Source organism: Mesorhizobium sp. WSM4840 (genome assembly GCF_055811755.1).
On the sequence record NZ_JBVVQD010000011.1, the window covers coordinates 16,427 to 41,456 of the forward strand.

Below are 25,030 nucleotides of genomic sequence, written 5' to 3' on the forward strand. Positions count from 1 at the left end.
GCGCAGATAATGATCAAAACCTCGTATCGCCAGCCGCCAACCGCTGCTTGGGCACGAATCTATCGCCTGCCGCATCGGCTCGAATCGGGATCGATTCGCGGACAGCACGATGTGCAGATAGTGAGAGTGCAGAGTGTACTTTGTCCGTCTAAGTGGCCGCACATCGCTCTAAGGTCACAAACGAAAAGGCCGCCCATGGGGCGGCCTTTCACAATTCGGCGGAAACCCGTGTTGTTCGGCGCTTTTGGCGGGCTTTTTCTTCGCCGCAGCCTTCTTCTTCTTAGGTTTTTCCACATCATCGCCATTGCGTTTTCGGCTGACCGGACGACCGCACTAGAATTTCGACCGGAAATCGAGCTATGATGCACTTGGCATTTCCTGGGACGGCTTCGCGCCCTTGGAATGCCGGGAGGAAACGGGATATGGCCATCGCGCTTGTACTCGTTTTGGTAGTTGTGGGCTCAGTGTTGTTCCACTTCCTGAGCCCATGGTGGTGGACGCCGATTGCCTCGAACTGGGACTATATCGACAACACCATCATCATCACCTTCTGGATCACCGGCGTCGTCTTCGCCGCCGTCGTCCTATTCATGGCCTATTGCGTCTTCCGCTTCCGTCATCGGGAAGGCAATCAGGCGGCATACAAACCCGAGGACAAGCGGCTCGAATGGTGGCTGACGATCGTCACCGCAACCGGGGTCACGGCCATGCTGGTTCCCGGCCTGTTCGTCTGGAACCAGTTCGTCAGCGTCCCAAGCGACGCAACTGTGGTCGAAGTCGTCGGCCAGCAATGGCAATGGAGTTTCCGCTTGCCCGGCAAGGACGGCAAGCTCGGCACATCCGACACCCGTAACGTCAGCCCTGAAAATCCCCTGGGCGTCATTGCCGACGATCCCAGTGGCCAGGACGATGTCGTCGTCGAAGCCGCCGATCTGCATCTGCCGGTCGGCAAGCCGGTCAAGATGCTGCTTCGCTCGATCGACGTGCTGCATGATTTCTATGTCCCTGAATTCCGCGCCAAGATGGACATGATCCCGGGCTCGGTCACCTATTTCTGGTTCACCCCGACCAAGACCGGAACCTTCCAGGTCCTGTGCGCCGAACTTTGCGGCCAGGGGCATCCTTTGATGCATGGTGTGGTCATGGTCGACACGCAGGAAGATTATACGGCCTGGCTCGGCGAACAGCAGACTTTTGCGCAATTGTCGGCCCCCCAGCAGGTGGGCTCGGCAGAGTAGACGCCGTGAAAGACGGCGACGTGGGTTGAAATTGCGGCAGGGCTCGAAACTGTCGAGCCTGGCCGAGAAGGGCACGGAGGTGTTCCTATGGTCGATATCACGCCTGCAGATGCGGTGCCGCCGGCCGAAGTCCCGGAGATGGAACTCTACCATCCGCACAGCTGGTGGACGAAATACGTTTTCTCGCAGGACGCCAAGGTCATCGCCATCCAGTATTCGGCGACGGCCACGGCAATCGGCATGGTGGCGCTGGTGCTGTCCTGGATGATGCGGCTGCAGCTCGGCTTCCCCGGCACGTTCGACTTCATCACCCCGGAAGCCTACTACCAGTTCATCACCATGCACGGCATGATCATGGTGATCTACCTGCTCACGGCACTCTTCCTGGGTGGCTTCGGCAACTACTTGATCCCACTGATGGTCGGCGCGCGCGACATGGTCTTTCCCTATGTCAACATGCTGAGCTACTGGATTTACCTGCTCGCCGTACTGGTTTTGGTGTCGAGCTTCTTTGCGCCCGGCGGGCCGACGGGTGCCGGCTGGACGCTCTACCCGCCGCAGGCGATCATGACCGGCACACCAGGCGGCCAGGACTGGGGCATCATGCTGATGCTCATCTCGCTGATCCTGTTCATCATCGGCTTCACCATGGGCGGCTTGAACTATGTGGTGACGGTGCTGCAGGCCCGCACACGCGGCATGACGCTGATGCGCCTGCCGCTGACTGTCTGGGGTATCTTCACCGCGACGGTCATGGCGCTGCTCGCCTTTCCGGCGCTGTTTGTCGCCTGCGTGATGATGCTGTTCGACCGTGCGCTCGGCACCAGCTTCTTCATGCCGGCGATCGTCGAGATGGGCGAACAGTTGCAGCATGGCGGCGGCAGCCCGATCCTGTTCCAGCATCTGTTCTGGTTCTTCGGCCACCCCGAGGTCTATATCGTGGCGCTGCCGGCCTTCGGCATCGTATCCGACCTGATCAGCACCCATGCGCGCAAGAACATCTTCGGCTACCGGATGATGGTCTGGGCCATCGTCGGCATCGGCGCGCTGAGCTTCGTGGTTTGGGCCCACCACATGTATGTCAGCGGCATGCATCCCTATTTCGGCTTCTTCTTCGCCACCACGACATTGATCATTGCTGTACCGACCGCGATCAAGGTCTACAATTGGGTACTGACGCTGTGGCGCGGCGACATCCACCTCACAATACCGATGCTTTTTGCCCTGGCCTTCATCGTCACCTTCGTCAATGGCGGGCTGACCGGATTGTTTCTCGGCAACGTCGTCGTCGACGTTCCGCTGTCGGACACGATGTTCGTCGTCGCCCATTTCCACATGGTCATGGGCGTCGCCCCGATTCTCGTGATCTTCGGGGCGATTTATCACTGGTACCCGAAGGTCACTGGCCGGATGATGAACGAGGCAATGGGCCAGTTCCATTTCTGGGTCACCTTCCTCGGTGCCTACCTGATTTTCTTTCCCATGCACTACATCGGCCTGATGGGCGTGCCGCGCCGCTACAACGAACTGACCGACATGACGGTGATGACGGAATCGGCCCACCACCTGAACTCGTTCATCAGCGTCATGGCCTTTATCGTCGGCTTCGCCCAGATAGTATTCCTGTTCAATCTGATCTGGAGCATCCGCCATGGCCGGGAAGCCGGCGGCAATCCGTGGCGCGCCACGACGCTCGAATGGCAGACGCCCGAAACACCGCCCGCCCATGGCAATTTCGGCAAAGAACTGCCGATCGTCTATCGCTGGGCCTATGACTACAGCGTGCCGGGCGCCAAAGAGGACTTTATCCCGCAAAACATGCCGGGCTCCTTCGGATCCTCAAGAGAGCCGGCATGAGCGTCATTCTGGTCTTCCTCCTCGTGATCGCCGGCTTTGCCGGATGGTGGCTCTCCCACCAACGGCTGATGGCCAAGCCATGGCTCGAGCAAGGTGTGATCGGGGATGTTATCGGCTCGGAAGGATCGGCGCTGCCGACCGCCAAGATCGGCCTCGGCGTCTTCCTCGCCGTCGTCGGCTGCCTGTTCGCGCTTTTCACCAGCGCCTATTTCATGCGCATGGCGCTGTCGGACTGGCAGGCGTTGCCGCTACCGCGCGTGCTCTGGTTCAACACAGGCGTGCTGGTCCTGAGCAGCATCGCGCTGCAATGCGCCTCGGTCGCTGCGCGCCGGGGCCAAATCGACACGGTCAGGCTTGGCCTCGTCACAGCTGGGCTCACCGCACTTGGCTTCCTGATCGGACAGCTTGTGGCATGGCGGGAACTGACCGCCGACGGCTACTTGCTGACCGCCAATCCGGCCAACAGTTTTTTCTACCTGATAACCGGGATGCATGGCCTGCACATACTCGGAGGGCTGGTCGCCTTGAGCAGAACGACTGCCGGCGCGTGGAACGGAACACCGCCGGAGCGGCTTCGCCTCAGCGTCGAATTGTGCGCCATGTACTGGCATTTCCTGCTTTTCGTCTGGCTCGCCATCTTCGCACTTCTGGCCGGCTGGGCCGCTACTTTTATCGAGATTTGCCGACAGTTGCTGACCTAGGAGGGCCGGGCGGATGGCAGACACGACACTGACGCATACTGGCCAAGCACAGCCGCGGCCGGCGGGCCTGCAAGGCGTCGCCGCCGACTGGTCCTCGGATCAGCGAGCGTTCAAGAACGTGTCCTGGGGCAAGGCCATGATGTGGATATTCCTGCTCAGCGACACCTTCGTCTTCGGCTGCTTCCTGCTCTCCTACATGACCGCGCGCATGTCTACCCGAGTGCCGTGGCCCAATCCGAGCGAGGTCTTTGCCCTTCACATTGGCGGCTCGGACATTCCGCTGATCCTTATCGCCATCATGACCTTCGTGCTGATCTCGAGCAGCGGAACGATGGCCATGGCGGTCAACTTCGGCTATCGCCGCGACCGCCGCAAAACGGCGATCCTCATGCTTTTGACCGCAGCACTCGGCGCGACCTTCGTCGGCATGCAGGCGTTCGAATGGACCAAGCTGATCACCGAAGGGGTACGGCCCTGGGGCAATCCGTGGGGTGCGGCGCAGTTCGGGTCATCCTTCTTCATGATCACCGGCTTTCACGGCACCCATGTGACGTTTGGGGTGATCTTCCTGATCATCGTGGCGCGAAAGGTCTGGCGCGGCGATTACGACACGGGACGGCCTGGTTTCTTCACCAGCCGCAGGGGTCGCTACGAGAACGTCGAGATCATGGGGCTCTACTGGCATTTCGTCGACCTGGTCTGGGTGTTCATTTTCGCATTCTTCTATCTTTGGTGAGAGGCAGATATGGCTTTGGTGAGAGGCAGATATGGCTGAAGCAACCGCAAATGGCCTGGGGCAACATACGCTGCACGGAGCTCAAGCGCATGATGCGACAGCAACCGGCATCGCCCCCGCGGAGGTTCATCAGGAGCACCCGATCAAGCTCTATCTGGTCGTCTGGGCATGGCTGTTCATCCTCAGCGCCTGCTCCTATATGGTCGATTATCTCGGCATCCACGGCTATCTCAGATGGTCGCTGATCCTGATCTTCATGATGCTCAAGGCCGGGCTGATCGTCGCGGTCTTCATGCACATGGCCTGGGAACGGCTGGCGCTGACATACGCGATCATATTGCCGCCGATACTGGTGCTGGTGTTCGTGACAATGATGGTCTTCGAATCGGATTACACGCTTCTCACCCGGATGGTGTTTTTTGGGGCCGAGCCCTGACGCGCAATCCGGGTACAGGGTCGACGGCGTCTCCCGTCAAGAGCTGGAAGCGCTAGTTGCGGTCCGCTCCTGTCTGCCTTGAAACAATCGACAGCTGGCCCATTTTTGTTAGCACGGGAAACGACGGAAGGAGAATGATTGCCTGCGTTTCCACATGCGTCGCGAACTCCAGCAAGGGAGGCTCAGGATGACGATCGCAAACAGACTGAAGGACTTTATCGACGGGAAAGGAATTTCCTATGACACCGTCGAGCACCACCGCACGTCGACAAGCAGGCAGGCCGCCATAGCGGCGCATGTGCCCGGCAGCATAATGGCCAAATCGGTGGTCGTTCACCACGAACTCGGCTATGCGCTGGCCGTGGTTCCTAGCACGCACAGGATCGAGCTCGGCACGTTGCAGGATGTCATGGACAAACGTATCGGACTCGCCTCCGAAGACGAGGTGGTTTCGCTCTTCGAGGATTGCGACACCGGCGCCATCCCGCCGATCGGCGCGGCCTACGATGTGCCGGTGATTCTCGATGAGAGCCTCGGCAATGCCGCCGACATCTATTTCGAGGGCGGCGACCACAGGACGCTCGTGCATGTCAGCGGCAAGGATTTCCGCAACCTGACCAGCGACGCACGCCAGGCCCGCTTTAGCTACCCGGCTTACTGAACACCCTGGCCAACTTGCCGCACCGATGCTCTCGCCGGTGCGGCAGGCAGGATTTTGTCAGTTAGCCGGTCTGGTGGAGGCCGGCGATTCCACAACTTTCCGATAGACGTGCCAGGTGGCGTGACCGAGGATCGGCAGCACCACCGCTAGCCCGGCGAACACCGGCAGCGAACCAATGATCAGCGCGACGGCGACAATCAGTCCCCAGACAGCCATCACGATCGGGTTCGCCAGGACCACACGCACTGAGGTGTGGATGGCTTCGTAGGCACCGACATCACGATCGAGCAACAACGGGAACGCGACGACCGTGGTGCACAACACCACGGCGGCGAAGACAAAGCCGATAGCGTGGCCAAGGATAATCAGCGTCCAGCCGCGTCCGGTGGCGAATATTTCACTGATGAAGCTGGAGAGCGATTCCGGCGGGGCCGGGCCGAACACTTGCTGGTAAAATATCTGCGCGGTCAAAAGCCAGGCGATGAAGATCGCAAGCAGCATGATCCCGACCGCCGCGATGGCCGGCAGCGCCGGAGAATTCCTGACCCCGAAAGCGTGGCTCCAGGAGGCGTCGAGCCCGGCCTCCCGTCGCCGGCTAATCTCATAGAGGCCGATCGCCGCGAATGGACCGATCAGCGCAAAACCCGACACCAGCGGAAACAACAGCGGCAGCGCATTGTTGCCCGACGTCCAGACGGCGAGCACGACGCCGACAAGCGGATAGATCAGGCAGAGGAAAACGATATGCGACGGTTTGACCATGAAATCGTCGACGCCGCGCTTGAGCGCGTCGAAAAGGTCGGAAACGCCGATCTTTCGAATTCTGGTGTGCTCCAGCGTCTCGCTGGCGCCTGCAATCACGTGAAAACTTGCCATGACCATTCCTCCAGACCAGGTCCGGTAAGGTCGCGATTTTACGGTGCTGCCGTTCAGCGTGACTGGCCACGCAAAACCGCGACCTGCACCATGATCAACATACGCTCTTGCAGGGGATTTGTCGCCGCCCTTTGTCTTGAGAGGACGGCTCCGGTGATCCGGCTAGCTCTAACCGCATTTCTTCGATATTCTCCAAGCTGGGTTGAAGGGTGAAGGTCATGGATGGAAAGACCGTTCTCATGCTCGGCCTTGGCGTAGTTATTCTGCTGTTGCTGGGGTTCTGCGCAGTGCCAATGTGAGGTTTGAGCAGGTTCGGGGCGCACCTCGTTCAGCAATTCGCCGATTCTTAACCCGGCAAGCAATCCGAGAACATCAGGATTCAATGCAGCCACGAGGCAGATCATACCGTCAATTTCCGGCTGACATGACGACACGCATTGCAATGGTATCGGCAAGCAGCACGGCAAAGATCGCGAAAAGATAGAGAATCGAATAGGCAAACAGCGCCTTTGCGCGTTTCATCTCCCACCCTTCAACACGCATTTTGTCGACCAGAAGCTTCCAGGCATGCCAGATGAAGCCCGCGCCCAATGCGGCCGAAACAATCCCGTACAATCCGCTCGCGAATCCAAAAGCCCAAGGCAGCACGCCGATTGGTGCCAGGATCAGTGAATAGACGAAGATCTGTTTTCTGGTCGAAGCCTGGCCGGCCACGTTCGGCATCATGGGAATGCCGGCAGCAGCATAGTCGCCGATCTTGAACAGCGCGAGCGCCCAGAAATGCGGCGGCGTCCAGAGGAAGATGATCAGAAACAGGATGAGACTTTCAGCCCCGACGGCGCCGGTGGCCGCCGCCCACCCGATGACAGGAGGCAGGGCACCCGCGGCGCCGCCTATGACGATATTCTGCGGCGTCGAGCGTTTCAGCCACATCGTGTAGATGACCACGTAGAAGAATATGGTGAAAGCCAGCAGCGATGCGGCAAGCCACCCAACCAGCACGCCGAGCGTCATGACCGAAAGTACGGAAAGCACGAGGCCGAAGGCGAGAGCTTCGCCTGGCATGACCCGGCCTGAAGGGACTGGCCGCTTTGACGTGCGCGACATCAACGCGTCGATATCGGCATCGTACCACATGTTGAGTGCCCCGGCCGCTCCCGCTCCAACTGCAATTGCACCAATTGCAATCACGGCGATCACCGGATTCATCGCCCCAGGCGCCACCATCAGGCCGACGAAAGCGGTAAAAACAGCAAGCGCCATGACGCGTGGTTTCAGAAGCGCGAAGAAATCACCGACGGTCGCTTCCGAGATCTGGATACCGGTATCCTTGAGGCCGCTTTCCCGAACCGACATTTCAGGCGACCACCGATGGGGGCAGGCAATCTGGCCGGCCCATCGGCCGGCGGAAGAGCCAGGTTACTTCCTGGCGGAAGAACCGGGTTACTTCCTGGCGGAAAAACCGGATCATTTGGAGAATTGCTTCAGATAGGCGATGACGTTGGCGAGATCCTCGTCTTTCTTGAGGCCGGGAAACGCCATCTTCGTGCCTTTGATCATGGCCTTGGGATCGCGAAGATAGGCCGTCAGCGTGGCTTCGTCCCATTTGACGCCGGATTTACCCGCCTCGGTCATGGGCTTGGAATATTTGAACCCCGGATGCGTGCCGGCCGTCCGGCCGATAACGCCGCTCAACGATGGACCGACCTTGTTCTGGTCCTTGTCAACGACGTGACAGACCTTGCATTTGGCGAAGACCTTCTCACCCGCGGCGGCATCCTGTGCCTGCGATTGGTTTGTGATGAACGTCGCAACGGACACGACAGCGACAAAGATTGCACGCATGGCATTCCCTCCCCGATCGCCAAACCTGTCTTGGACGATCTGCGCCTGCCGACACTTTCGCCGCCATGCGCCCCTTGCACGACAGAGCGGAATATCCGCGTCTCCCGTATGGAATTGCGGCATCTACATACCACAGAATCTGGCCGGCAGATAGAACAAGTCGATCAGCAGGATTGCCGCCGAAACGATAAGGCCGCTCGATCGGCGTCGAGCGCAGTCGGAACGCATACCGGCTAACGGCGTTAGACCAGCTACGGTCGGTTCAACGTCTGCAAGATCAAAGATCAGAGAAGCGTCCATGAACGACAGGAGCGTCCTGGAGGTGCGCCAGGCACCCGCACGATCGATGGCGACACGGTCTTTTACAGAGAAGCAGGTCCTGCCGCCGCGCCGGTGGCTATCCCTGCTCATCCTTCCAATATCGCCGGCTGATGCCGGCACTCGCCGATCGCTGGCGAACGGTCGCGCCGGACTTCCCCGGCTTTGGCTATAGTGGAACCCCCGATCCGGCACGGTTCGGTTATGATTTTGACGCCTACGCGACTTTCCTGGAGCGGTTCACAGACGCGCTCGGGCTCGGCAGCTACGCGTTATGGTTGCACGATTACGGCTCGCAGATCGGCCTGCGCCACGCTATAGCGCATCCATCGCGGATCAGGGGCCTCGTCATCCAGAATGGCGACATCTACGCGGATGCTCTTGGCCCTAAATACGAAACGATCCGGCGCTTCTGGCGGGATCCGTCACCAGAGAACCGCGCGCCGTTGGAAAAGGCGGTGAGCGAGGACGGCTTTCGCGCCGAGTTCGTCGGCGAAGTCGATGAACACGTCGCCCAACGTGTCCCGCCCGATATGTGGAAGTTGCATTGGCCGCTGATGGATACGCCCGTGCGCCGTGCGCTTTCAGTCGGACTGATGGAGAAGCTCAAGGCTAATCTCGACTGGTTCCCTCGTTACCAGGGATACCTGCGCGAGCAACAGCCGCCGGCAATGATCCTTTGGGGCCCGAAGGACGAATACATGCCCGAGCCGGCAGCGCGCGCCTATCTGCGCGATCTCCCCGAGGCCGAACTGCATTTGCTGGACGACGCAGGGCACTGGCTGCTGGAGACCCATTTCGAGGTCGCCCTGCCATTGGTGCGACGGTTTCTGGGCAAGGTCCTGGATTAGTCGCCCCGCACAACACCGCAGCGGATTCGCCATCGCTGCCCCATCCTCATCACAACCCATCGAGAGGAGCGCACTCCATGATCGACAACGCCACAATCGCCCGGATCTGGCGGGGAAGGACACGCCGTGATCTGGCAGACGTCTACGAGCCATATTTACGCCGCGAAGGCATTCCGCCGCTTCAGGAGAAGGCACTTGGCGTGCAGTTGTTTCGCGAAGATCGTGAAGAAGAAACAGAGTTCGTGACGATCTCGTACTGGCCTGACGTCGAAGCCATGGCGAGCTTCACCGGCGGCGACCCGCACAAGATCCATCACCTGCCGCGTGACGAAGAGTTTCTCGTTGAACTGCCCCAACGAGTGACGGTGATGCGGATCCTCGTCAATCAATTGCCTGGCAACTAGGGCGGCAGCGGCCTTGCGACGTCGACAGCATCGAAAAAGGCCGCCTCGAGGGCGGCCTTTCGCAATTCGCAGAATGCCGTGTTATTCGGCGTCCTTGGCGGCTTTCTTCTTCGGCGCGGCCTTCTTCTTGGGCTCTTCCGCATCGTCGGCCTTCTTGGCGTCGGCCTTCTTCGCGGCAGCTTTCTTCGCCGGCTTCGCCTTGGCCGTCTCGCTGTCCTCGTCGTCGGCCATCAGCTCTTCCTTGCTTACCTTGACGTCGGTGACCGAAATCTGGCTGAGCAGATGGTCGACCACCTTCTCCTCGAACAGCGGCGCGCGCAGCGTGTTCAGCGCTTCGGGATTGCTGCGGTAGAATTCGAAGGCTTCCTGCTGCTGGGCGGCCGGATAGCGGCGCACCTGCTCGAACAGGCCACGCTGCAATTCCTCGTCCGACACGGTGACGCCGGCCTTCTCGCCGATTTCGGCGAGAACCAGGCCGAGACGCACGCGGCGCTCGGCAAGCCGCATATATTCGGCGCGCGCCTCTTCTTCCGTCGTCTCCTCGTCGGCGAAGGTGCGGCCGGCGGCTTCCAGATCGCGGTTGACCTGGTTCCAGATGTTGTTGAACTCGGCCTCGACGAGCTTCGACGGCGCCTCGAACGAGTAGGCGGCGTCGAGCTGGTCGAGCAGCTGGCGCTTGATCTTCTGGCGCGTCATCGAACCGAACTGGTTCTCGATCTGGCCGCGCACCACCTCACGCAGGCGCTCCAGCGATTCCAGGCCGAGATTCTTGGCCGTTTCGTCGTTGATTTCCAACGCACCGGGCTTGGACACTTCCTTGACGGTGACGTCGAAGGTCGCTTCCTTGCCGGCAAGATGCGCCGCCTGGTAGTTTTCCGGGAACGTGACCGTGACCTGCGTCTCGTCGCCGGCCTTGCTGCCGATGAGCTGATCCTCGAAGCCGGGAATGAATTCCTTGGAACCGAGCACCAGCGGCTGGTCCGTGCCGGCGCCTCCGCTGAAGGCTTCGCCGTCGATCTTGCCGACATAGTCGATCGTCACGCGGTCGCCTTCGGCGGCCTTTCCGGCCTTCGGTTCGTAGGTGCGCGCCGATTCGGCGACACGCTGGACCTGCTCGTCGATTTCCGAATCCGGCACGTCGAACACCTGACGTGTCACCTTGATGTCGGAGAAATCCTTGATCTCGATCGGCGGGATGATCTCGTAGTTCAGCCGGAACTCGAAGTCGGCGCCGCCGGCCAGGATCTTCTCGGCCTCCTTCTCGTCCTCGGTCATGATTACTTCGGGCTGCATGGCAGCCTTTTCGCCGCGCCCCGTAATGATCGAACGGGTCGAATCGTTGAGGATCTCGTTGACCACTTCGGCCATGAACGACTTGCCGTAGACCTTGCGGAGGTGCTGCACCGGCACCTTGCCGGGACGGAAGCCGTTGATGCGGACCTTGCTCCTGGCATCGGAAAGCCGCGCCATCAGCTTGGCTTCCATGTCACCGGCCGGCACGGTGATCTTGATCTCGCGCTTGAGACCGGAGTTGAGCGTTTCGGTGACCTGCATCATAGAACCTTTGTTTCCACCAATGAGGCAGCCAAACGGCTCCTGCCGTTTACAGCCTGCCGGTATGATCTTGCCGGGAATGGCTTTTGGTGCGGGACTTGGCAATTTGTCCGCCCAACGCGGCTCAAATCCTCCAGAAATACGCTCCAAAATGTGAATAAGTCTTTGTTTTTCCTACTTCTTATCACATTCTGCAGAAGCGGATCGTCGCATCCCGTCACATTCGACACGCCTTTTGTCACAGGCGCGGCTAATTTTCAACCATCTTCGCGTCTACAGCGCCGCGCGTCCTTCTTGGACGCGCAAGGACGCTGTAGCACCTTGATTTTGGCGCATGATCCCGAAAAACGATTTTTCGATTTTCGGGACCATGCGCCGGCGAACGACCCCTATTTTGACCGCGACATTGACAGAATGATGGCTACATGGGAGCGCCGGGCGACGCGGTTGTGGCGGAATTGGCAGACGCCCTGAGTTCAGGTTCCACTCGGTCTTGCTCCGCAAGCGTAGCTACCCCGCCGTAGTCAGCCGCTCAGGGCAGCGACCCTGACTGCAAAGAAGCCCGCCACCTTACGAGTGGCGGGCTGGCCGCGAGGCCAGGAGAGTATTGTCAAAGCCTCCACGGCCGATGCGCACTCTCGTTTGCGAGTGCTCAGCGACGCGCGATCAGCATGCAAAGCTGCCGCAAGTCGCGGTCATAGGTGCCTTCGCTGCTGAGCACGTCGACACAGCGTTTCTTCATGCGCATCAGTTGGCTGCTGGACATCTGCGCGACCACGCTCGGCATGCCGGGAGTGCCCGGTGTTCCAAGAGTGCCAAGCGTCGCAGCAGGCGTTCCGCCGCCGACGCCGACACCGACACCGCTCGTGCGAGCGACATTGGCACCCAGGCCCGCTGTAATGCCGCCGGTGCCGCCTACATTTGCGCCTGCGCCAACCATAATTCCGCCGGTGCCGCCCACATTGGCGCCTGCGCCGGCAGTGATACCACCAGTGCCACCGACATTGGCACCCAGGCCAGCCGTGACGCCACCAGTGCCGCCCACATTGGCGCCGGCACCAGCGCTAACGCCCCTACTGCCGCCAATCGATGCACCGGCGCCGGCATTTACCCCGCTCCTGCCGCCGATCGAGGCGCCGGCACCAGTGGTAAAGCGCTTGCGGCCGCCAATCGATGCACCGGTGCCGGCATTCACTCCGCTCCTGCCGCCGATCGAGGCGCCGGCTCCCGCATTGACGCCGCCACTGCCGCCGACCGAGGCGCCGAGACCGGCGTTTACGCCGCCTTGGCCGCCGACCGATGCGCCGGCGCCGACGCTAATGCCGCCTGCGCTGGAGGGAAAAGATAAAGATAAAACAAGTGCACCACCGGCCAAAGCTGTGGCGAAACTCTTAACGACATTTGCCATGACACTCTCCTTTGGTAGTTACCCCACAGCAGCAGTTTCAGCGCCTGCTACTTTAGCGATAACGAACTCAGAGAGTTTTCGAATTGCTAACACGAAACTATGTTTGCGATCGTAGCTTACGGGTAGCAAAATATTCTGAATCAATTTGAAAGAATTTGGGAATACATCCTCGGCCAGGAAGACCTGACCGCGAACGAGTTCGTTCGCGCCACCTCGCCTATTTTGGACGGAAGGTCCGCGCCGTGGCCGCCGACGGCACTATCTGGTGCTCGTCTTGGCAGATAGCTTTGCAAGGAAACCGAATGTCCCGTCACGACTTTGTGCTCCAGCGCTATATGACCGCCAGTTTGAGCGCGATGCCGATGCATGGCGCGCGTAGGCCCACGGTCCACGGGCTGGGACTTGCCCAAGCGAACGGCGTAGACGCCAACGCCAGGCCCAAAAACCTCGAAAATCTAAGTCTTGAACTTATGTCACGGCTTGTGACATAGACGTGTTACGGTGACACGAAGCCAGCGGGTATGGCGGAATTGGTAGACGCACCAGATTTAGGTTCTGGCGTGAGAACGTGGGGGTTCGAGTCCCTCTACCCGCACCACTGCTCCCCTCGAACAGTGGATTAAGGTTCCAGTGCCCAAAGGCGTGGGGTTCGAGTCCCTTCATCCGCACCAATTTGGTGCCTACTCCTCAAAGACCTGGCGCGTGAACCATCCGGTCAAAGTCGCAAGTTCAGGCCCCAGCACGCGATCGTCACCGACCGGCGGCACGATGCCTCTGACATCTGCGACGAACGACTGAAGCGCCGGAGGAGTCACGCGCTCGGTGACATGCAGCGCCTGCGAGGCGATCACAGCCAGCATCGCCATCGCCGCATCGAGGCAGCGGCCAGCGCGTGCCTCCTTCGTCCATGCGAGGAAGACCGTCGCGGCGACATCGTCCTGCCCGGCGCCGGCCGATTCCGTTCCCGGGATGAAGGTTCGCTGGGCCGCGAGTTTCGCCTGCTCCAGATAACCCGTGATCGCCATTGGCACATAGCCGACATTGCCGTGGCCGTCGCTGTCGCTCCAGTCCCGCCCCGTCAAAAGCAGATCGGGCAGGAGCGAGACCTTGCCGTTCAAAAGCTTCGAGGCGTGGCGGTCGCACAACAGGCAGGTATCGGCCCATATCGCCGCCAGATCATCCAGGGCGGGTGTTGCCATGGCATTGTGATAGCCGCCCGTGCTGATGCAGCGCCCGAGCGGATGCCCGTCGTCAGGCGGGATGTAGACCGGGTTGTCCGAGACCGAGGCGAGCGACACGGTGGCCGCGCGTTCCGCCGATGCTAGCGCGCGATGCGCGTGCCCCAGGATGCGAGGAACGATGCGATAGCTGACCGGCGCCTGATAATTGCGGCGCCCGGTGCCGGCGCCGGCAAGAAACTCCCTCAATCCGCGCAGGGCCGCTGCTTCGTGTTCATCGCCCCAAAGCGCGTCGAGCGCCGGGTCGTAATGTTCGAGCGGCGCGCGAAACGCTTCGATCGAAAGCGCAAAGACTTTTTCGGCAAGGCGAATGCGGCGGCGAGCCGCCAAGGCCGCGTCGGCCACAAGTGCGGCAGCGCAGGGCGAGCCATTGATCAAAGATCCCCGTTCCTTGACTTCCAGGTCGAAGCGCGTCGAAAGTTCTGCAAAGAGCGGATAGAGGGCGAGGATTTCACCGGCACCGCCCTGGCCGGAGGATGGCACCAGGGGCATGGGTCCGCCATCCAGCATCGCAGCGACGGCGAGCGCCACGCGTGGTGTGGTCGCAGCATTTCCTTCGAGGAAATTCGCCAGGCGGGCGAGCACGATCGCCCTCACCACGCGATCTGGCAAAGGCTCGCCGAACGATGTGGCGGCTGCGAAAGCCTTGATGCGCGCGTGGCGATCCCGCTCGCCAAGTTCGAGCCGCCTGCTCGCCAGTTCTCCCATGGCGGTGGTCACGCCATAGATGACCGGTACAGGGTCGGTCTCGATGAGACGGAGGAACGACGCGCGACACTCTGCGATGCGCTGCAAGGCATTGCCGCTGATTTGCACCGTGTCTTTCTTCCAGGCGACGCGGAAAACAGAGCTGAGATCTATGTCTTCTCGTGTCGTCAGGATAATTGTCATGTTTGATGCTGTCCGAGCCGGCCACGCTTTCCAATTCTAATCCGGGCCAATTCTAATAAAGCGGTTCCTCGAACAGCGTCTTGTCGCCGTCCATCAGCGCCTTGATCTGCGCGGCGCCATCGGCTGCGATTGCGACGCGGACGCCGAACGGCCGCACCCGCATGTCGTTCTGGATCGCCATCCCCTCGCCTTCCGGCAGATAGAAGCGTTCAATGCCGTAATCCGGCGCGATCGTCGTGGCTGCACTGAGATCCCACCCCGCAGCCACATGCCCGACGATATCGGCTTCGTCGGATGCTGCCGGCGCAGGCGCTTGCCCGAACCAGGCCGCGGTCGCCTCCCAATAGCCGTCGGCGCCCTGCTTCAGCCTGACGACGATCGGCGTGTCGTCGCTCGTGAGCTTACCGGCCGGAATGTTGGCGATCAGCTTCACCGGTATGCGCGAAATCTCATAGCCAAGGCGAATAAAGTCGCCGCGCAGGAGATCGCGCGGATCGATCGGTTCGACCCTCAGCAGCACTTGCCTGCCGTCGCGCAGGATCGCCGCCCGGCCGGCGATGATCCAGCTCAGGAAGCCGATCTGGACGAGCGCCAGCACCACCGCCGAAACGATCAGTCTTTTACCGGTCATCATGCCGCCGCTCCTTCCACGCTCGAGGCCCTCATGCGCTTTTCCACGCGGAGGATGACAAGGGCAAGCAGGCCAAGAAGCACAGCGGCTGCAAGGAAGAAGCCTGCTGTGTCGAGCATCGACTGCAACATCACCACATAGATGATGGCGAGTTCGAGGGCGAAGCCGGCATAGGCAACCCAGCGCAAGCCCCTGCTCTCGCGGCCTCCCAGCACAATCGCCGCGACAATGCCGGCAAGCGCAACGGCCGAGGCAATGCCGAAGCCGCCGTTGTTGCTCTCACCGGCTAGTTCGAACTGGATCATCGCCAGGCCGGTGAGAAATCCGATCAGCGCGTGTAAGGGCAGACGGCCGCCAAGCTGCAATATCCGGTCGACGGGCCCGGCAGCGAAGATCGCAGCCGCGAAAAGCAGCGTCGACACGACAATGAGCGGGACGGGACCTGCAGCGTTTCGTATTCCGTAAACAACAGCACGAGATAGAAAATGACCGACAGGATGATCAGGTGCCGAGCCGCCTGGCTGCGGGTCCAGAACGAAATGGCGAACAACACGCTCGCCATGACGACGAAGAGATGCGGAAATTCCGCGCGCCCGAAATAGTCAAACCCCCTCAGGAACAGCCATGCGTCGGCAATGCCGACAGAAGCGACGGTCAGTGGGTTCGAGCGCAGCGCAACCGCCGCTAAGGCCGTGCCAGCGCCCCAGGTGATCAAGGCCGATGTTTCGTCGCCGGATAAATGATACATCTGGCCGATCAGCGCGATCGATCCGCCGAATGCCGCCGCGGCGGCGATCCAGAGTGCCTCGCCGATAGCAGCATGGTCGAGTGTCTTCAGCACCGCGCCGCCGACATAGCCGGCGAGGATGATGGCGAAGAGCGCTGCCACCCGCGCCAGCCGCGGGATGGCTTCCCAATTGGCGGCGACGAAGATAAGGACGGCCGCACCAAAAAGCAGCGCAGCCATCATCGATATCGGTCCTGACGCGTGACGAATAGCTCGCCATGCCTTTCTCCCCCAGCTTGCTCTTTTTTTCAGCCGATCCGGCCAAACCGTTGACGCTACGGCATTTTCCGATTCGGGCCTATCTATGTCGAAGACGTGATTTGGCGGCGATGGTGCATTGCACAATTTGCATTGCTGCCATGCACCAATAGCGCTTTTAAATCGATATGACCCCACCTATCTTCAGGGCGTACACAAAGACGGAATGATCCGGAAGAAAGACGAAACGAGAAATACCATGAACCTGATCCGCAACTACCGCAACTGGCGCCGCTACCGGGACACCGTTTCCGAGCTGAGCCGCCTGAGCACCCGCGAACTGACCGACCTCGGCATCAGCCGCAGCGACATCCACTACGTCGCCCGCAAGGCGGTCTAATCCTCTTCGGACCGCAAATGGTCCGAACCAGTTTGACTTGAAAAGAGAACGACAATGAACCTGATCCGCAACTATCGTAACTGGCGCGTTTATCGCTCGACGGTTACCGAGCTGGGTCGCCTTTCGAACCGCCAGCTGCATGATCTCGGCATCGTCCGCGAAGAGATCAAGAGCATCGCCCGCAAGGCGATCTAGTCAAGGAATTTCGCCAGGGTCGACCTCCTCCCCGACCCTGACGAATACGGTCAGCCTTCACCTCCTCCCGAGGGTTGACCACAAAAACGGCGCCCGCCGTACCTCCTCCCGCGGCGGGCGCTGTTTCCCCGGAACGAAATTTCGTCCCAGGGGCGAAAGGAATTTCGTCCCAAAAGGGTTTCGCCCCCTTTCATCAGGCGAACGGAATTTCGTCAAAGCCGACCTCCTCCCCGGCGATGACGAATACGGTCGATCTTCACCTCCTCCCGAGGATCGACCAGCAAAACGACACCCGCCGGACCTCCTCCCCCGGCGGGTGTTGTTTTTTTCAGGGTCGAGGCACTCTGGGAGCCGTTTTGGCGGCATGTCCCTGTCAGTCCAGCGCACCGCTTTCCAGAACGCCCCGTTTCTTCCACTGGCTCAACGGAAAAATGTCCGGTGCGCCGCCCATCGGCGCATACCAGGAATCCACCACCCATTCGGTGCCGCCGCGGTCGCTGATCACCGCCGTCCAATGGGGATAGCGTCCGTCGACAAACAGGCCTCGCGAAGCTTTGTCCTCGACCTTGTGAAACCTGAGCAGTTTTCGCTCGGCAAGATAGACCAGCAGCGCATGCGTATTGGTCGATTCGTCGACACAATCCATCTGGCCCCTGATGCGCGATGCACCGAATTCCGATTGCGGCAGATCGCGAATGCCGGTGGCCCGGAAAATGCGCTGCTCGAAATAGCGGACAGCCTTCGAAATAGCGGAACGCTCGGCCTGGGGCGAACCCGCACCCGCACGCAGGATAGCGCGGAAACGCGCGCCGTCACCGGGGCCAAGCGCCAGCATCGTGCGATAGTTGCAACTGTAGCCGTGGCATATGGGGATCCGCCTGGAAGCCGTCGCGGCCAGTTCGCCGGCGGCGGCTGTTTCGCCCACAGCGATCAAGACTGTCAGAAATGCCGCTCTGGCAAAGACCCCGAGACTCCCGTCCATTCTCCGACAGTAGACGATTGCAGCACTTGGCGGCAACAGCGCCGCTAAGCGGGGCAATTGCAATCGCAGCTACAAGCGACTATTTCGGCGCTCATGAGCAAGAATCCCATTCACGTCATCGGCGGCGGTCTCGCCGGCTCCGAAGCCGCTTGGCAGGCCGCCGAGGCCGGCGTTCCCGTTGTCCTGCATGAAATGCGTCCCGTCCGCGGCACCGATGCGCACAAGACGAATGGGCTGGCCGAGCTGGTCTGTTCCAATTCCTTCCGCTCCGACGATGCGCAGACCAACGCCGTCGGCCTGCTGCACGCCGAAATGCGGCTGGCCGGTTCGCTGATCATGAGCGCCGGCGACGCGCACCAGGTGCCGGCCGGCGGTGCGCTGGCCGTCGACCGCGACGGATTTTCCGAAGCGGTGACCAAAAAGCTCGAAGCGCATCCGCTCATCACCATCCGGCGCGAGGAAGTACCCGGCCTGCCGCCGGCGGACTGGGACCAGGCGATCATCGCCACGGGCCCGCTGACCTCACCTGGGCTCGCGCAATCGATCGCGGAAGTGACCGGCGCCGACGCGCTCGCCTTCTTCGATGCTATCGCGCCGATCGTCCATTTCGACACAATTGACATGAACATTTGCTGGTTCCAGTCACGCTACGACAAGGTCGGGCCCGGCGGCACCGGCAAGGACTACATCAACTGCCCGATGGATAAGGAGCAATATCTCGCCTTCGTAGGGGCGCTTGTGGCGGGCCAAAAGACCGAATTCAAGCAATGGGAAGGCACGCCCTATTTCGACGGCTGCCTGCCGATCGAGATCATGGCCGAGCGCGGCGTCGAGACGCTGCGCCATGGGCCGATGAAGCCGATGGGGCTTACCAATGCGCACAATCCATCGGTGAAGGCCTATGCCGTCGTGCAACTTCGACAGGACAATGCGCTGGGCACGCTCTACAACATGGTCGGCTTTCAGACCAAGCTGAAGCACGCCGAGCAGGTGCGCGTCTTCCGCACCATCCCGGGCCTCGAAAGCGCCGAATTCGCCCGCCTCGGCGGCCTGCACCGCAACACCTATATCAATTCGCCGACGCTGCTTGACCAATCGCTGCAGCTGAAGTCGCGGCCCGGCCTGCGCTTCGCCGGTCAGATCACCGGCTGCGAAGGCTATGTCGAAAGTGCCGCCATCGGCCTGCTTGCCGGGCGCTTTGCCGCCGCCGAGCGGTTGGGCCACGCGCCGGCGCTGCCGCCGATGACCACAGCTTTTGGGGCGCTGCTCAACCATATTACCGGCGGTCACATCGTTTCCGACGACGAGCCGGGAAAGCGCTCCTTCCAGCCGATGAACATCAATTTCGGCCTGTTTCCCCCTGTGGAAGCGCCGAAAGCCGAGGGAAAGCGCCTGCGCGGCAAGGACAAGACCGTCGCCAAGCGGCGTGCGGTGACGTCACGCGCACTGGCCGACTGCCGCGAATGGCTGGGACTTGCATCATTGGCGACGGAAGCGGCGGAATAGTCCGCCTGTCTGTTCTTGTCGATCGGGCGACAGGAGAGTAGGATATTATCCTACTCTCCATCATAGGGAGCAATTCCATGGAGCCCGCCGAGAAACTGTCCGTCACGGTGACGCCCGCAATGGCGCGCATGATCCGCAAAAAAGTCGAGGACGGCTCCTTCGGATCGGCAAGCGAGGTCATCCGCGCAGCACTTCGCGCCTTCCAGCGCGAGGAGGAAGAGCATGCCGAGCGCATGGCCTCGATCAGGGCGCGCGTGAAGGCATCTATCGAGGACACGAGACCGAACCTTTCTGGGGAGGAGGTTCGCGACCGTCTTAAGGGATTTTTCGCGCAGTATTCGAGCCGCGCCGATGATTCGGCGGCTTGAGGTCGAGTATCGCGAAAGCGCCAGCGGTGATCTGGCAGCAATTTTCAGACATATGGTCGAGGCTAGCGGAAGTGCTGACATCGCACTGAAATTCGTTCTGCGTATCGAAGACCGCTGCCAAAACATCGGCAATGCCCCTCGCGGTGGCCGCCCGCGCGACGACATCGTGCCAGGCTTGCGAACAGTTCCGTTCGAGCATTCTGCCGTCATCGCTTACATGGTCGATGACGATCTCGTACGCATCGTCAACATCTTCTATGGCGGGCGCGACTACGAGACACTGATGCGCGATAGCGGGCCTAGCGAACCATCATAATGAAAGCGATTCTATGATCGCCGCCGCTTCATGGTTCCAGTTCGGCGCCAGATCAGCCGGTTGAAGCAGGCCAGCCTCGAGTCGCCCGGCGCAACAGCAGCCAATGGCGGCGCCAGGGCGAGAGCCGCGCCACGCCGTTCAGAGGCGAATGACTTTCCATCTTGGCGAGATAGGCGCGCGACAAGGCCAGCGGCAAAAATGCCGGTCGCAGCGAAACCGGCAACGCCGATGCGCCGCTTTCGAAAGCTGCAAGATGTTCTTGCGCCAGTGCGATCATCGCGGCGACAGCGCGTTCTGCGCCCGGCCCGCCATCGCCTGCAACGAACTCCTCGGGCGACGACCCTGCCGCGGCCAGAATGTCGGCCGGGACAAAGCACTGCCCGCGCTTGCGGTGCAATGGCAGCAGTAGCAAAAGGCCGGTCATCGCTTGTGCGCAACCTGCCCTGCCCGCAAGTTCGGCAAACCGCGGTGCTGCGACCGGATCGAGTACCATCGCTGCAAGCTGGATGAGCGCCGCTGCGGTCTCGCCGCAATAGCCGTCCAGATCGGTGCGCGACGGCATAGGGTCGTCATAGAGATCGAAAACGCGGGCTTCGAGCATGTGCTCGAAGGCGGGTATCGGCAGGTGGTGGGCGGAAATCGTAGCCTTTAGCGCGTCCGCGACAGGATGGCCAACCCCGTCCCCACTGTCCTCGGTTGCGATGACATCGCGCCACCATTGCAGCCGCACCTCGCCGGGTAGCGCCTCGCGGATACGGTCGCGAATGCCTGATATCTCGGCATTGAAGGCATAGAGCGAAAAAAGTGCGTCACGCTTGTCCTCAGGCGCATAGAGCGCGCAAACATAGCGGTCATGGTCGGCGGCTCGCACCGTTTCCATGACGATTTTGGCGTTTTCGGTCACGTCACTCGACGGCGATCAGTGCGGCGGCCACCGCACGGTTTTCCGCCAGAAGAACATTGTAGGTCCGCACGGCAGCACCAGTCGACATCGGATCGGCCGCAATGCCCGCCGCCTTCAGCGCAGCACGCAGCGCCGCCGGCAACGGCCTGAGATCCTTGCCGGCGCCGACCAGCAGGATCTCGACCTTGTCAGCCTCGTTGAGCAGCTTGGCGAAATCCGCCGCCGTCAGTGCCAGGGGATCAGCCGGCTCCCAGCCATAGATGCCCGACGGCAGGCACAGGAGCGAGCCGCGATGAGACATGTCGGCGAAACGAAACCCGCCATTGCCGTAGGCCTCGATCGGCGCACGGCCAGGGAAATGCGCTTCGCGGATGACGATGCCTTTTGCCACTAGTGGTCCGATTCTAACATTCGCATCCCATTCCAACAGCGTCGTTTGCGAATGTTAGAACGATAGGGACCACCAGCAAATAGATGTTTCTGCCGCGGCAATCGTCAGGTTGCCAAGGCTTTGCCGCCGCCCACCGGCTTCTCCTCATCGGCCGTCGCGGCCTGCGGCCGCAGCTTGAACAGGATGAGCAGCGGGGCGGCGATAAAGATCGACGAATACGTTCCGAAGACGACGCCGAACAGCATCGCCAGCGTGAACGAGCGGATCACCTCGCCGCCGAACAGCACCAGCGCCAGCAGCGCTAGCATCGTCGTCACCGAGGTCAGCGTCGTTCGCGACAGCGTCTCGTTGATGGCGTTGTTCAACAATTGCGGCAGCGGCATTCTCTTGTATTTTCGTAAGTCTTCGCGAACACGGTCATAGACGACGATCGTGTCATTGAGCGAATAGCCGATGATGGTGAGTATCGCCGCGAGCGACGACTGGTTGAATTCGAGACCGGTGATGACGAAGAAGCCGATCGTCATGACCACATCGTGGACCGTGGCGATGATGGCGCCGACCGCGAACTGCCATTCGAAGCGGAACCAGACATAGATCAGGATTCCGAGTAGTGCGATGAGCATGGCGATGGTGCCTTGCTTGGCGAGTTCGCCGGAAACCGTTGGCCCCACCACCTCGACGCGGCGGAAGTCGTAGTTGTCCTGCAACTCGCCGCGCACTTTGTCGATGACGGTCTGTTCGGCGTTCTCGCCGCCCTCCTGCGTGCCGACGCGAATCAAGACGTCGTTCGGGTCGCCGAACTGCTGCACCTGCACTTCGCCGATGTTGAGTTCCGAAAGCCTGCCGCGGATGTCGGCAATATCGGCGGTGCCATCTTTGGCCTGGACCTCGATCAGCGAACCGCCCTTGAAGTCGATGCCGTAATTGATGTCGACTGTCATGAACAGCACGACCGACAGGATCGACAGCATGCTGGACAGCGCGAATGTCCAGCGGCGGATGCCCATGAACGGAATTCTCGTGCCCGCCGGGACGAAGGTCACCGGCGCGCGCGGCAATTCCTTCGGGCGGGCGCGGCGGAGCCAGATCGACACCAGCAGCCGGGTGAAGGTGAAGGCGGTGAAGACGGTGGTCAGAATGCCTATGGCGAAGGTTACGGCAAAGCCCTTTACTGGTCCGGTCCCGAGCCAGAACAGCACCACGGTCGCGATCAGCGAGGTGACGTTCGAATCGACGATGGTGGCCAGCGCTTTCGAAAAGCCCGTGTCGATCGCCTGGATTACCGAGCGACCGTTTCGCCGCTCCTCGCGGATGCGCTCGTAGATGAGAACGTTTGAATCGACCGCCATGCCGATGGTCAACACGATACCGGCGATGCCGGGCAATGTCAGTGTCGCGCCAAGCAACGACAACAACGCGATGATCATCGCCACATGCACCGCCAACGCGATATTGGCAATGAAGCCGAGAAAGCCATAGGCCACGAACATGAACACGACGACGAGGATGGAGCCGATCACGCCGGCGACTTTGCCGGCGTGAATGGAATCCTCGCCGAGCCCAGGGCCTACTGTGCGCTCTTCGATCACCGTCAGCGTCGCCGGCAGCGCGCCGGCACGCAACAACACGGCGAGGTCGTTGGCGCTCTCGGCGGTGAAATTGCCCGAGATCTGGCCGCTGCCGCCAAGGATCGGTTCGCGGATCTGCGGTGCCGAAATCACCTGATTGTCGAGGATAATGGCAAACAGCTTGCCGACATTCTGCGAGGTGGCCTGGCCGAAACGCGCCGCTCCCTTGGAATCGAAGGTGAACGAAACCACCGGCTCATTGGTCTGGGAATTGTACGTCGCCTGCGCATCGACGAGATTTTCGCCCGAAACGATGACGCGGTTCTCGATCAGATATGGAACCGGCGGATCGTCCTGCGAATACAGAACCGAGGATCCCGCCGGCGGGCGACCGTTGAGCGCGTCCTGCACCGGCATCGACTGGTCGACCATCTGGAAGGTCAGCTTGGCGGTCTGGCCAAGAATTTCCTTCAGCCTTTGCGGATCCTGCAGGCCCGGCACCTGGACCAGAATGCGGTCGTCGCCTTGGCGTTGCACGATCGGCTCGGTGGTGCCGAGTTCGTTGACGCGGCGCTCGACGACCTCGAGCGACTGCGCCAGCGCCGTCGACGTGCGGTATTTGATGCCGGCATCGGTAACGGTGAATTTGAGCAGGCCGGGCTCGGAATCATCCAGCGACATCTCCTGGACGGAGCCGCCGCTGAACAGGCCGGCGGCCACCGGGTCGGTCAGTGTCTTCAGCGCCGTCTTGGCGGCATCGACCTGACCGGGATCGGTGATGCGGACCTGCACGGTCCGGCCTGATCCGGCAAGGCCGGTGTAACCGATCTTGGCGTCGCGCAGCAGTGTCCTGATTTGGTCGCGCGTCGTCTCCAGCCGATCCTTGGTCAGATCGTTCGGATCCATCCTGAGCAGGATATGCGAGCCGCCCTGCAGATCGAGGCCGAGCGTCATCTGGCGCTTCGTCACCCAGTCGGGAAGCTTGGCCAGCGTGCTGGCTGAGAAAAGATTGGGCGCAGCGAAGATCACTGTGGCGGCCACGGCCAGCCAGATCAGGATCATCTTGAAGCGCGAGAAATAGAGCATATGGCGTCGTCCGTCAGGGCATTCTGGCGGATCGTTCCGCCTGGAATTGGGTTATTTCTTGGCGTTCTGGTTCGCCACCGGCTCGCCTCGGTCAGCATATGGGTGATTGTCGAGCACGAGGCAGTTCACTTTGGTGCTGCCATCGGGCTTTCTTCCACTATTGTCAATCTTGCCGGCAAGAGACCAGCGCGCAATGGCATCACGAGATGTTGGCGCCCTGGACCGGGTGGCCAGCCAGATCAGTGTCGTCTTAAAGTGCGAAAATACAGCAAATGGCGTCGTCCGTCAGGGGCGTATCCGCGGACCGCTCCCCCAGAAATTTCGGCTATTTCTTGGCGTTCTGGTTCGCCACTGGCTCGCCCTTGACGCGCACATCGGCAATCGTCGAGCGCAGCGCCGTTACCTTGGTGCCACCGCCGAGATCGATCTCGAGCTCGTTGTCGTCGATCACCTTGGTCACCTTGCCGACGAAACCGCCGCCGGTGATGACCGTGTCGCCGCGGCGAACCGCCGCCAGCATCTCGCCGCGCTTCTTCAACTGCGTACGCTGCGGCCGGAGGATCAGAAAATACATGATCACGAAAATCAGGACAAACGGCAAAATGCTGATGAACATATCCGGGGAGGTGCCGACGCCTTGGGCATATGCCGGTGTCACGAACATCGAGGTACTCCTGAATT

At 60.9% G+C, this 25,030-nt stretch carries 25 protein-coding genes, 1 tRNA gene and 2 pseudogenes; 14 read left to right on the forward strand and 14 right to left on the reverse strand.

Going from position 1 to position 25,030, the window contains the following annotated elements:
- Positions 1 to 422 precede the first annotated feature (422 nt).
- The 6 genes from coxB (at position 423) to AC0L3I_RS16305 (ending at position 5,629) form a co-directional block, all read left to right on the forward strand.
- The gene (coxB, locus tag AC0L3I_RS16280; RefSeq protein WP_473489590.1) at positions 423 to 1,238 is read left to right on the forward strand and encodes a cytochrome c oxidase subunit II; all 816 of its coding nucleotides are present in this window, start codon (positions 423 to 425) and stop codon (positions 1,236 to 1,238) included.
- A gap of 87 nt (positions 1,239 to 1,325) precedes the next feature.
- Positions 1,326 to 3,095 (forward strand): cytochrome c oxidase subunit I, encoded by a 1,770-nt coding sequence (gene ctaD / locus AC0L3I_RS16285; RefSeq protein ID WP_473527548.1) that lies wholly within the window; start codon positions 1,326 to 1,328, stop codon positions 3,093 to 3,095.
- Positions 3,092 to 3,796, forward strand: a complete 705-nt coding sequence (locus AC0L3I_RS16290) for a cytochrome c oxidase subunit 3 (RefSeq protein WP_473527549.1) — start codon at positions 3,092 to 3,094, stop codon at positions 3,794 to 3,796. Before ctaD ends, AC0L3I_RS16290 begins: the two co-directional genes overlap by 4 nt.
- A gap of 13 nt (positions 3,797 to 3,809) precedes the next feature.
- Positions 3,810 to 4,532: a heme-copper oxidase subunit III family protein gene (locus AC0L3I_RS16295; RefSeq protein WP_473527550.1), complete on the forward strand. Its 723-nt coding sequence runs from the start codon at positions 3,810 to 3,812 to the stop codon at positions 4,530 to 4,532.
- A gap of 31 nt (positions 4,533 to 4,563) precedes the next feature.
- Positions 4,564 to 4,968, forward strand: coding sequence for a cytochrome C oxidase subunit IV family protein (locus AC0L3I_RS16300; RefSeq protein ID WP_473527551.1), 405 nt, complete (start codon positions 4,564 to 4,566; stop codon positions 4,966 to 4,968).
- Positions 4,969 to 5,155: 187 nt separating this feature from the next.
- Complete coding sequence (locus AC0L3I_RS16305) at positions 5,156 to 5,629, forward strand: aminoacyl-tRNA deacylase (protein WP_123150665.1); 474 nt, start codon at positions 5,156 to 5,158, stop codon at positions 5,627 to 5,629.
- 57 nt (positions 5,630 to 5,686) lie between these two features.
- On the opposite strand, the gene AC0L3I_RS16310 is transcribed toward AC0L3I_RS16305, so the two are convergent.
- The 4 genes from AC0L3I_RS16310 to AC0L3I_RS16325 form a co-directional block, all read right to left on the reverse strand.
- A complete protein-coding gene (locus tag AC0L3I_RS16310) occupies positions 5,687 to 6,505 on the reverse strand; it encodes a DUF2189 domain-containing protein (RefSeq protein ID WP_473489585.1) in 819 nt (272 codons plus the stop codon).
- A gap of 53 nt (positions 6,506 to 6,558) precedes the next feature.
- Positions 6,559 to 6,909 carry a hypothetical protein gene (locus tag AC0L3I_RS16315; RefSeq protein ID WP_473527552.1) on the reverse strand — a complete coding sequence of 117 codons (351 nt, stop codon included), beginning with the start codon at positions 6,907 to 6,909 and terminating at the stop codon, positions 6,559 to 6,561.
- A 4-nt stretch (positions 6,910 to 6,913) separates the two neighbouring features.
- Positions 6,914 to 7,861, reverse strand: a complete 948-nt coding sequence (locus AC0L3I_RS16320; protein ID WP_473527553.1) for a heme o synthase — start codon at positions 7,859 to 7,861, stop codon at positions 6,914 to 6,916.
- Between the two features lie 111 nt (positions 7,862 to 7,972).
- Entirely contained in the window at positions 7,973 to 8,350 is a 378-nt protein-coding gene (locus AC0L3I_RS16325; protein ID WP_473527554.1) for a c-type cytochrome, read from the reverse strand.
- 342 nt (positions 8,351 to 8,692) lie between these two features.
- Here AC0L3I_RS16325 and AC0L3I_RS16330 point away from each other — a divergent pair.
- A pseudogene (locus tag AC0L3I_RS16330) lies at positions 8,693 to 9,519 on the forward strand (alpha/beta fold hydrolase).
- 77 nt (positions 9,520 to 9,596) lie between these two features.
- Entirely contained in the window at positions 9,597 to 9,923 is a 327-nt protein-coding gene (locus AC0L3I_RS16335; RefSeq protein ID WP_473527555.1) for an antibiotic biosynthesis monooxygenase family protein, read from the forward strand.
- Between the two features lie 81 nt (positions 9,924 to 10,004).
- On the opposite strand, the gene tig is transcribed toward AC0L3I_RS16335, so the two are convergent.
- On the reverse strand, positions 10,005 to 11,477 hold the full coding sequence (tig, locus tag AC0L3I_RS16340; protein ID WP_473527657.1) for a trigger factor: 1,473 nt from the start codon (positions 11,475 to 11,477) through the stop codon (positions 10,005 to 10,007).
- A 652-nt stretch (positions 11,478 to 12,129) separates the two neighbouring features.
- Entirely contained in the window at positions 12,130 to 12,885 is a 756-nt protein-coding gene (locus AC0L3I_RS16345) for a hypothetical protein (protein ID WP_473527556.1), read from the reverse strand.
- 515 nt (positions 12,886 to 13,400) lie between these two features.
- On the opposite strand from AC0L3I_RS16345, the gene AC0L3I_RS16350 reads away from it, so the two are divergent.
- Positions 13,401 to 13,483, forward strand: a tRNA-Leu gene (locus AC0L3I_RS16350).
- A gap of 82 nt (positions 13,484 to 13,565) precedes the next feature.
- Here the strand turns inward: AC0L3I_RS16350 and AC0L3I_RS16355 are convergent.
- From AC0L3I_RS16355 to AC0L3I_RS16365, 3 genes and pseudogenes are all read right to left on the reverse strand, one after another.
- The gene (locus AC0L3I_RS16355) at positions 13,566 to 15,014 is read right to left on the reverse strand and encodes an aromatic amino acid lyase (RefSeq protein WP_473527557.1); all 1,449 of its coding nucleotides are present in this window, start codon (positions 15,012 to 15,014) and stop codon (positions 13,566 to 13,568) included.
- 52 nt (positions 15,015 to 15,066) lie between these two features.
- Positions 15,067 to 15,648, reverse strand: a complete 582-nt coding sequence (locus AC0L3I_RS16360) for a GDYXXLXY domain-containing protein (RefSeq protein WP_473527558.1) — start codon at positions 15,646 to 15,648, stop codon at positions 15,067 to 15,069.
- Positions 15,645 to 16,828: pseudogene (locus tag AC0L3I_RS16365) on the reverse strand (DUF2157 domain-containing protein). The gene AC0L3I_RS16360 and the pseudogene AC0L3I_RS16365 overlap by 4 nt, the downstream one beginning before the upstream one ends.
- Positions 16,829 to 16,889: 61 nt before the next feature.
- Between AC0L3I_RS16365 and AC0L3I_RS16370 the strand changes: the two are divergent.
- Both AC0L3I_RS16370 and AC0L3I_RS16375 read left to right on the forward strand, forming a co-directional pair.
- Positions 16,890 to 17,030, forward strand: a complete 141-nt coding sequence (locus AC0L3I_RS16370; protein ID WP_091596947.1) for a DUF1127 domain-containing protein — start codon at positions 16,890 to 16,892, stop codon at positions 17,028 to 17,030.
- Positions 17,031 to 17,084: 54 nt separating this feature from the next.
- The gene (locus tag AC0L3I_RS16375; protein WP_023802557.1) at positions 17,085 to 17,225 is read left to right on the forward strand and encodes a DUF1127 domain-containing protein; all 141 of its coding nucleotides are present in this window, start codon (positions 17,085 to 17,087) and stop codon (positions 17,223 to 17,225) included.
- 373 nt (positions 17,226 to 17,598) lie between these two features.
- Here the strand turns inward: AC0L3I_RS16375 and AC0L3I_RS16380 are convergent, their stop codons facing one another.
- Complete coding sequence (locus tag AC0L3I_RS16380; protein ID WP_473489575.1) at positions 17,599 to 18,207, reverse strand: hypothetical protein; 609 nt, start codon at positions 18,205 to 18,207, stop codon at positions 17,599 to 17,601.
- Between the two features lie 93 nt (positions 18,208 to 18,300).
- On the opposite strand from AC0L3I_RS16380, the gene trmFO reads away from it, so the two are divergent.
- From trmFO to AC0L3I_RS16395, 3 genes are all read left to right on the forward strand, one after another.
- A complete protein-coding gene (gene trmFO, locus AC0L3I_RS16385) occupies positions 18,301 to 19,713 on the forward strand; it encodes a methylenetetrahydrofolate--tRNA-(uracil(54)-C(5))-methyltransferase (FADH(2)-oxidizing) TrmFO (protein WP_473527559.1) in 1,413 nt (470 codons plus the stop codon).
- A 77-nt stretch (positions 19,714 to 19,790) separates the two neighbouring features.
- Positions 19,791 to 20,081: a type II toxin-antitoxin system ParD family antitoxin gene (locus tag AC0L3I_RS16390; RefSeq protein WP_473489573.1), complete on the forward strand. Its 291-nt coding sequence runs from the start codon at positions 19,791 to 19,793 to the stop codon at positions 20,079 to 20,081.
- Positions 20,065 to 20,397 (forward strand): type II toxin-antitoxin system RelE/ParE family toxin, encoded by a 333-nt coding sequence (locus tag AC0L3I_RS16395; protein WP_473527560.1) that lies wholly within the window; start codon positions 20,065 to 20,067, stop codon positions 20,395 to 20,397. The genes AC0L3I_RS16390 and AC0L3I_RS16395 overlap by 17 nt, the downstream gene beginning before the upstream one ends.
- A 52-nt stretch (positions 20,398 to 20,449) precedes the next feature.
- Here the strand turns inward: AC0L3I_RS16395 and AC0L3I_RS16400 are convergent, their stop codons facing one another.
- From AC0L3I_RS16400 to yajC, 4 genes are all read right to left on the reverse strand, one after another.
- Entirely contained in the window at positions 20,450 to 21,277 is an 828-nt protein-coding gene (locus AC0L3I_RS16400) for a phytoene/squalene synthase family protein (RefSeq protein ID WP_473527658.1), read from the reverse strand.
- 25 nt (positions 21,278 to 21,302) lie between these two features.
- The gene (locus tag AC0L3I_RS16405) at positions 21,303 to 21,692 is read right to left on the reverse strand and encodes an Mth938-like domain-containing protein (RefSeq protein ID WP_126106226.1); all 390 of its coding nucleotides are present in this window, start codon (positions 21,690 to 21,692) and stop codon (positions 21,303 to 21,305) included.
- A 104-nt stretch (positions 21,693 to 21,796) separates the two neighbouring features.
- Positions 21,797 to 24,349, reverse strand: coding sequence for a protein translocase subunit SecDF (gene secDF / locus AC0L3I_RS16410; RefSeq protein ID WP_473527561.1), 2,553 nt, complete (start codon positions 24,347 to 24,349; stop codon positions 21,797 to 21,799).
- Between the two features lie 325 nt (positions 24,350 to 24,674).
- A complete protein-coding gene (gene yajC, locus AC0L3I_RS16415) occupies positions 24,675 to 25,013 on the reverse strand; it encodes a preprotein translocase subunit YajC (protein WP_123150653.1) in 339 nt (112 codons plus the stop codon).
- Positions 25,014 to 25,030 lie beyond the last annotated feature (17 nt).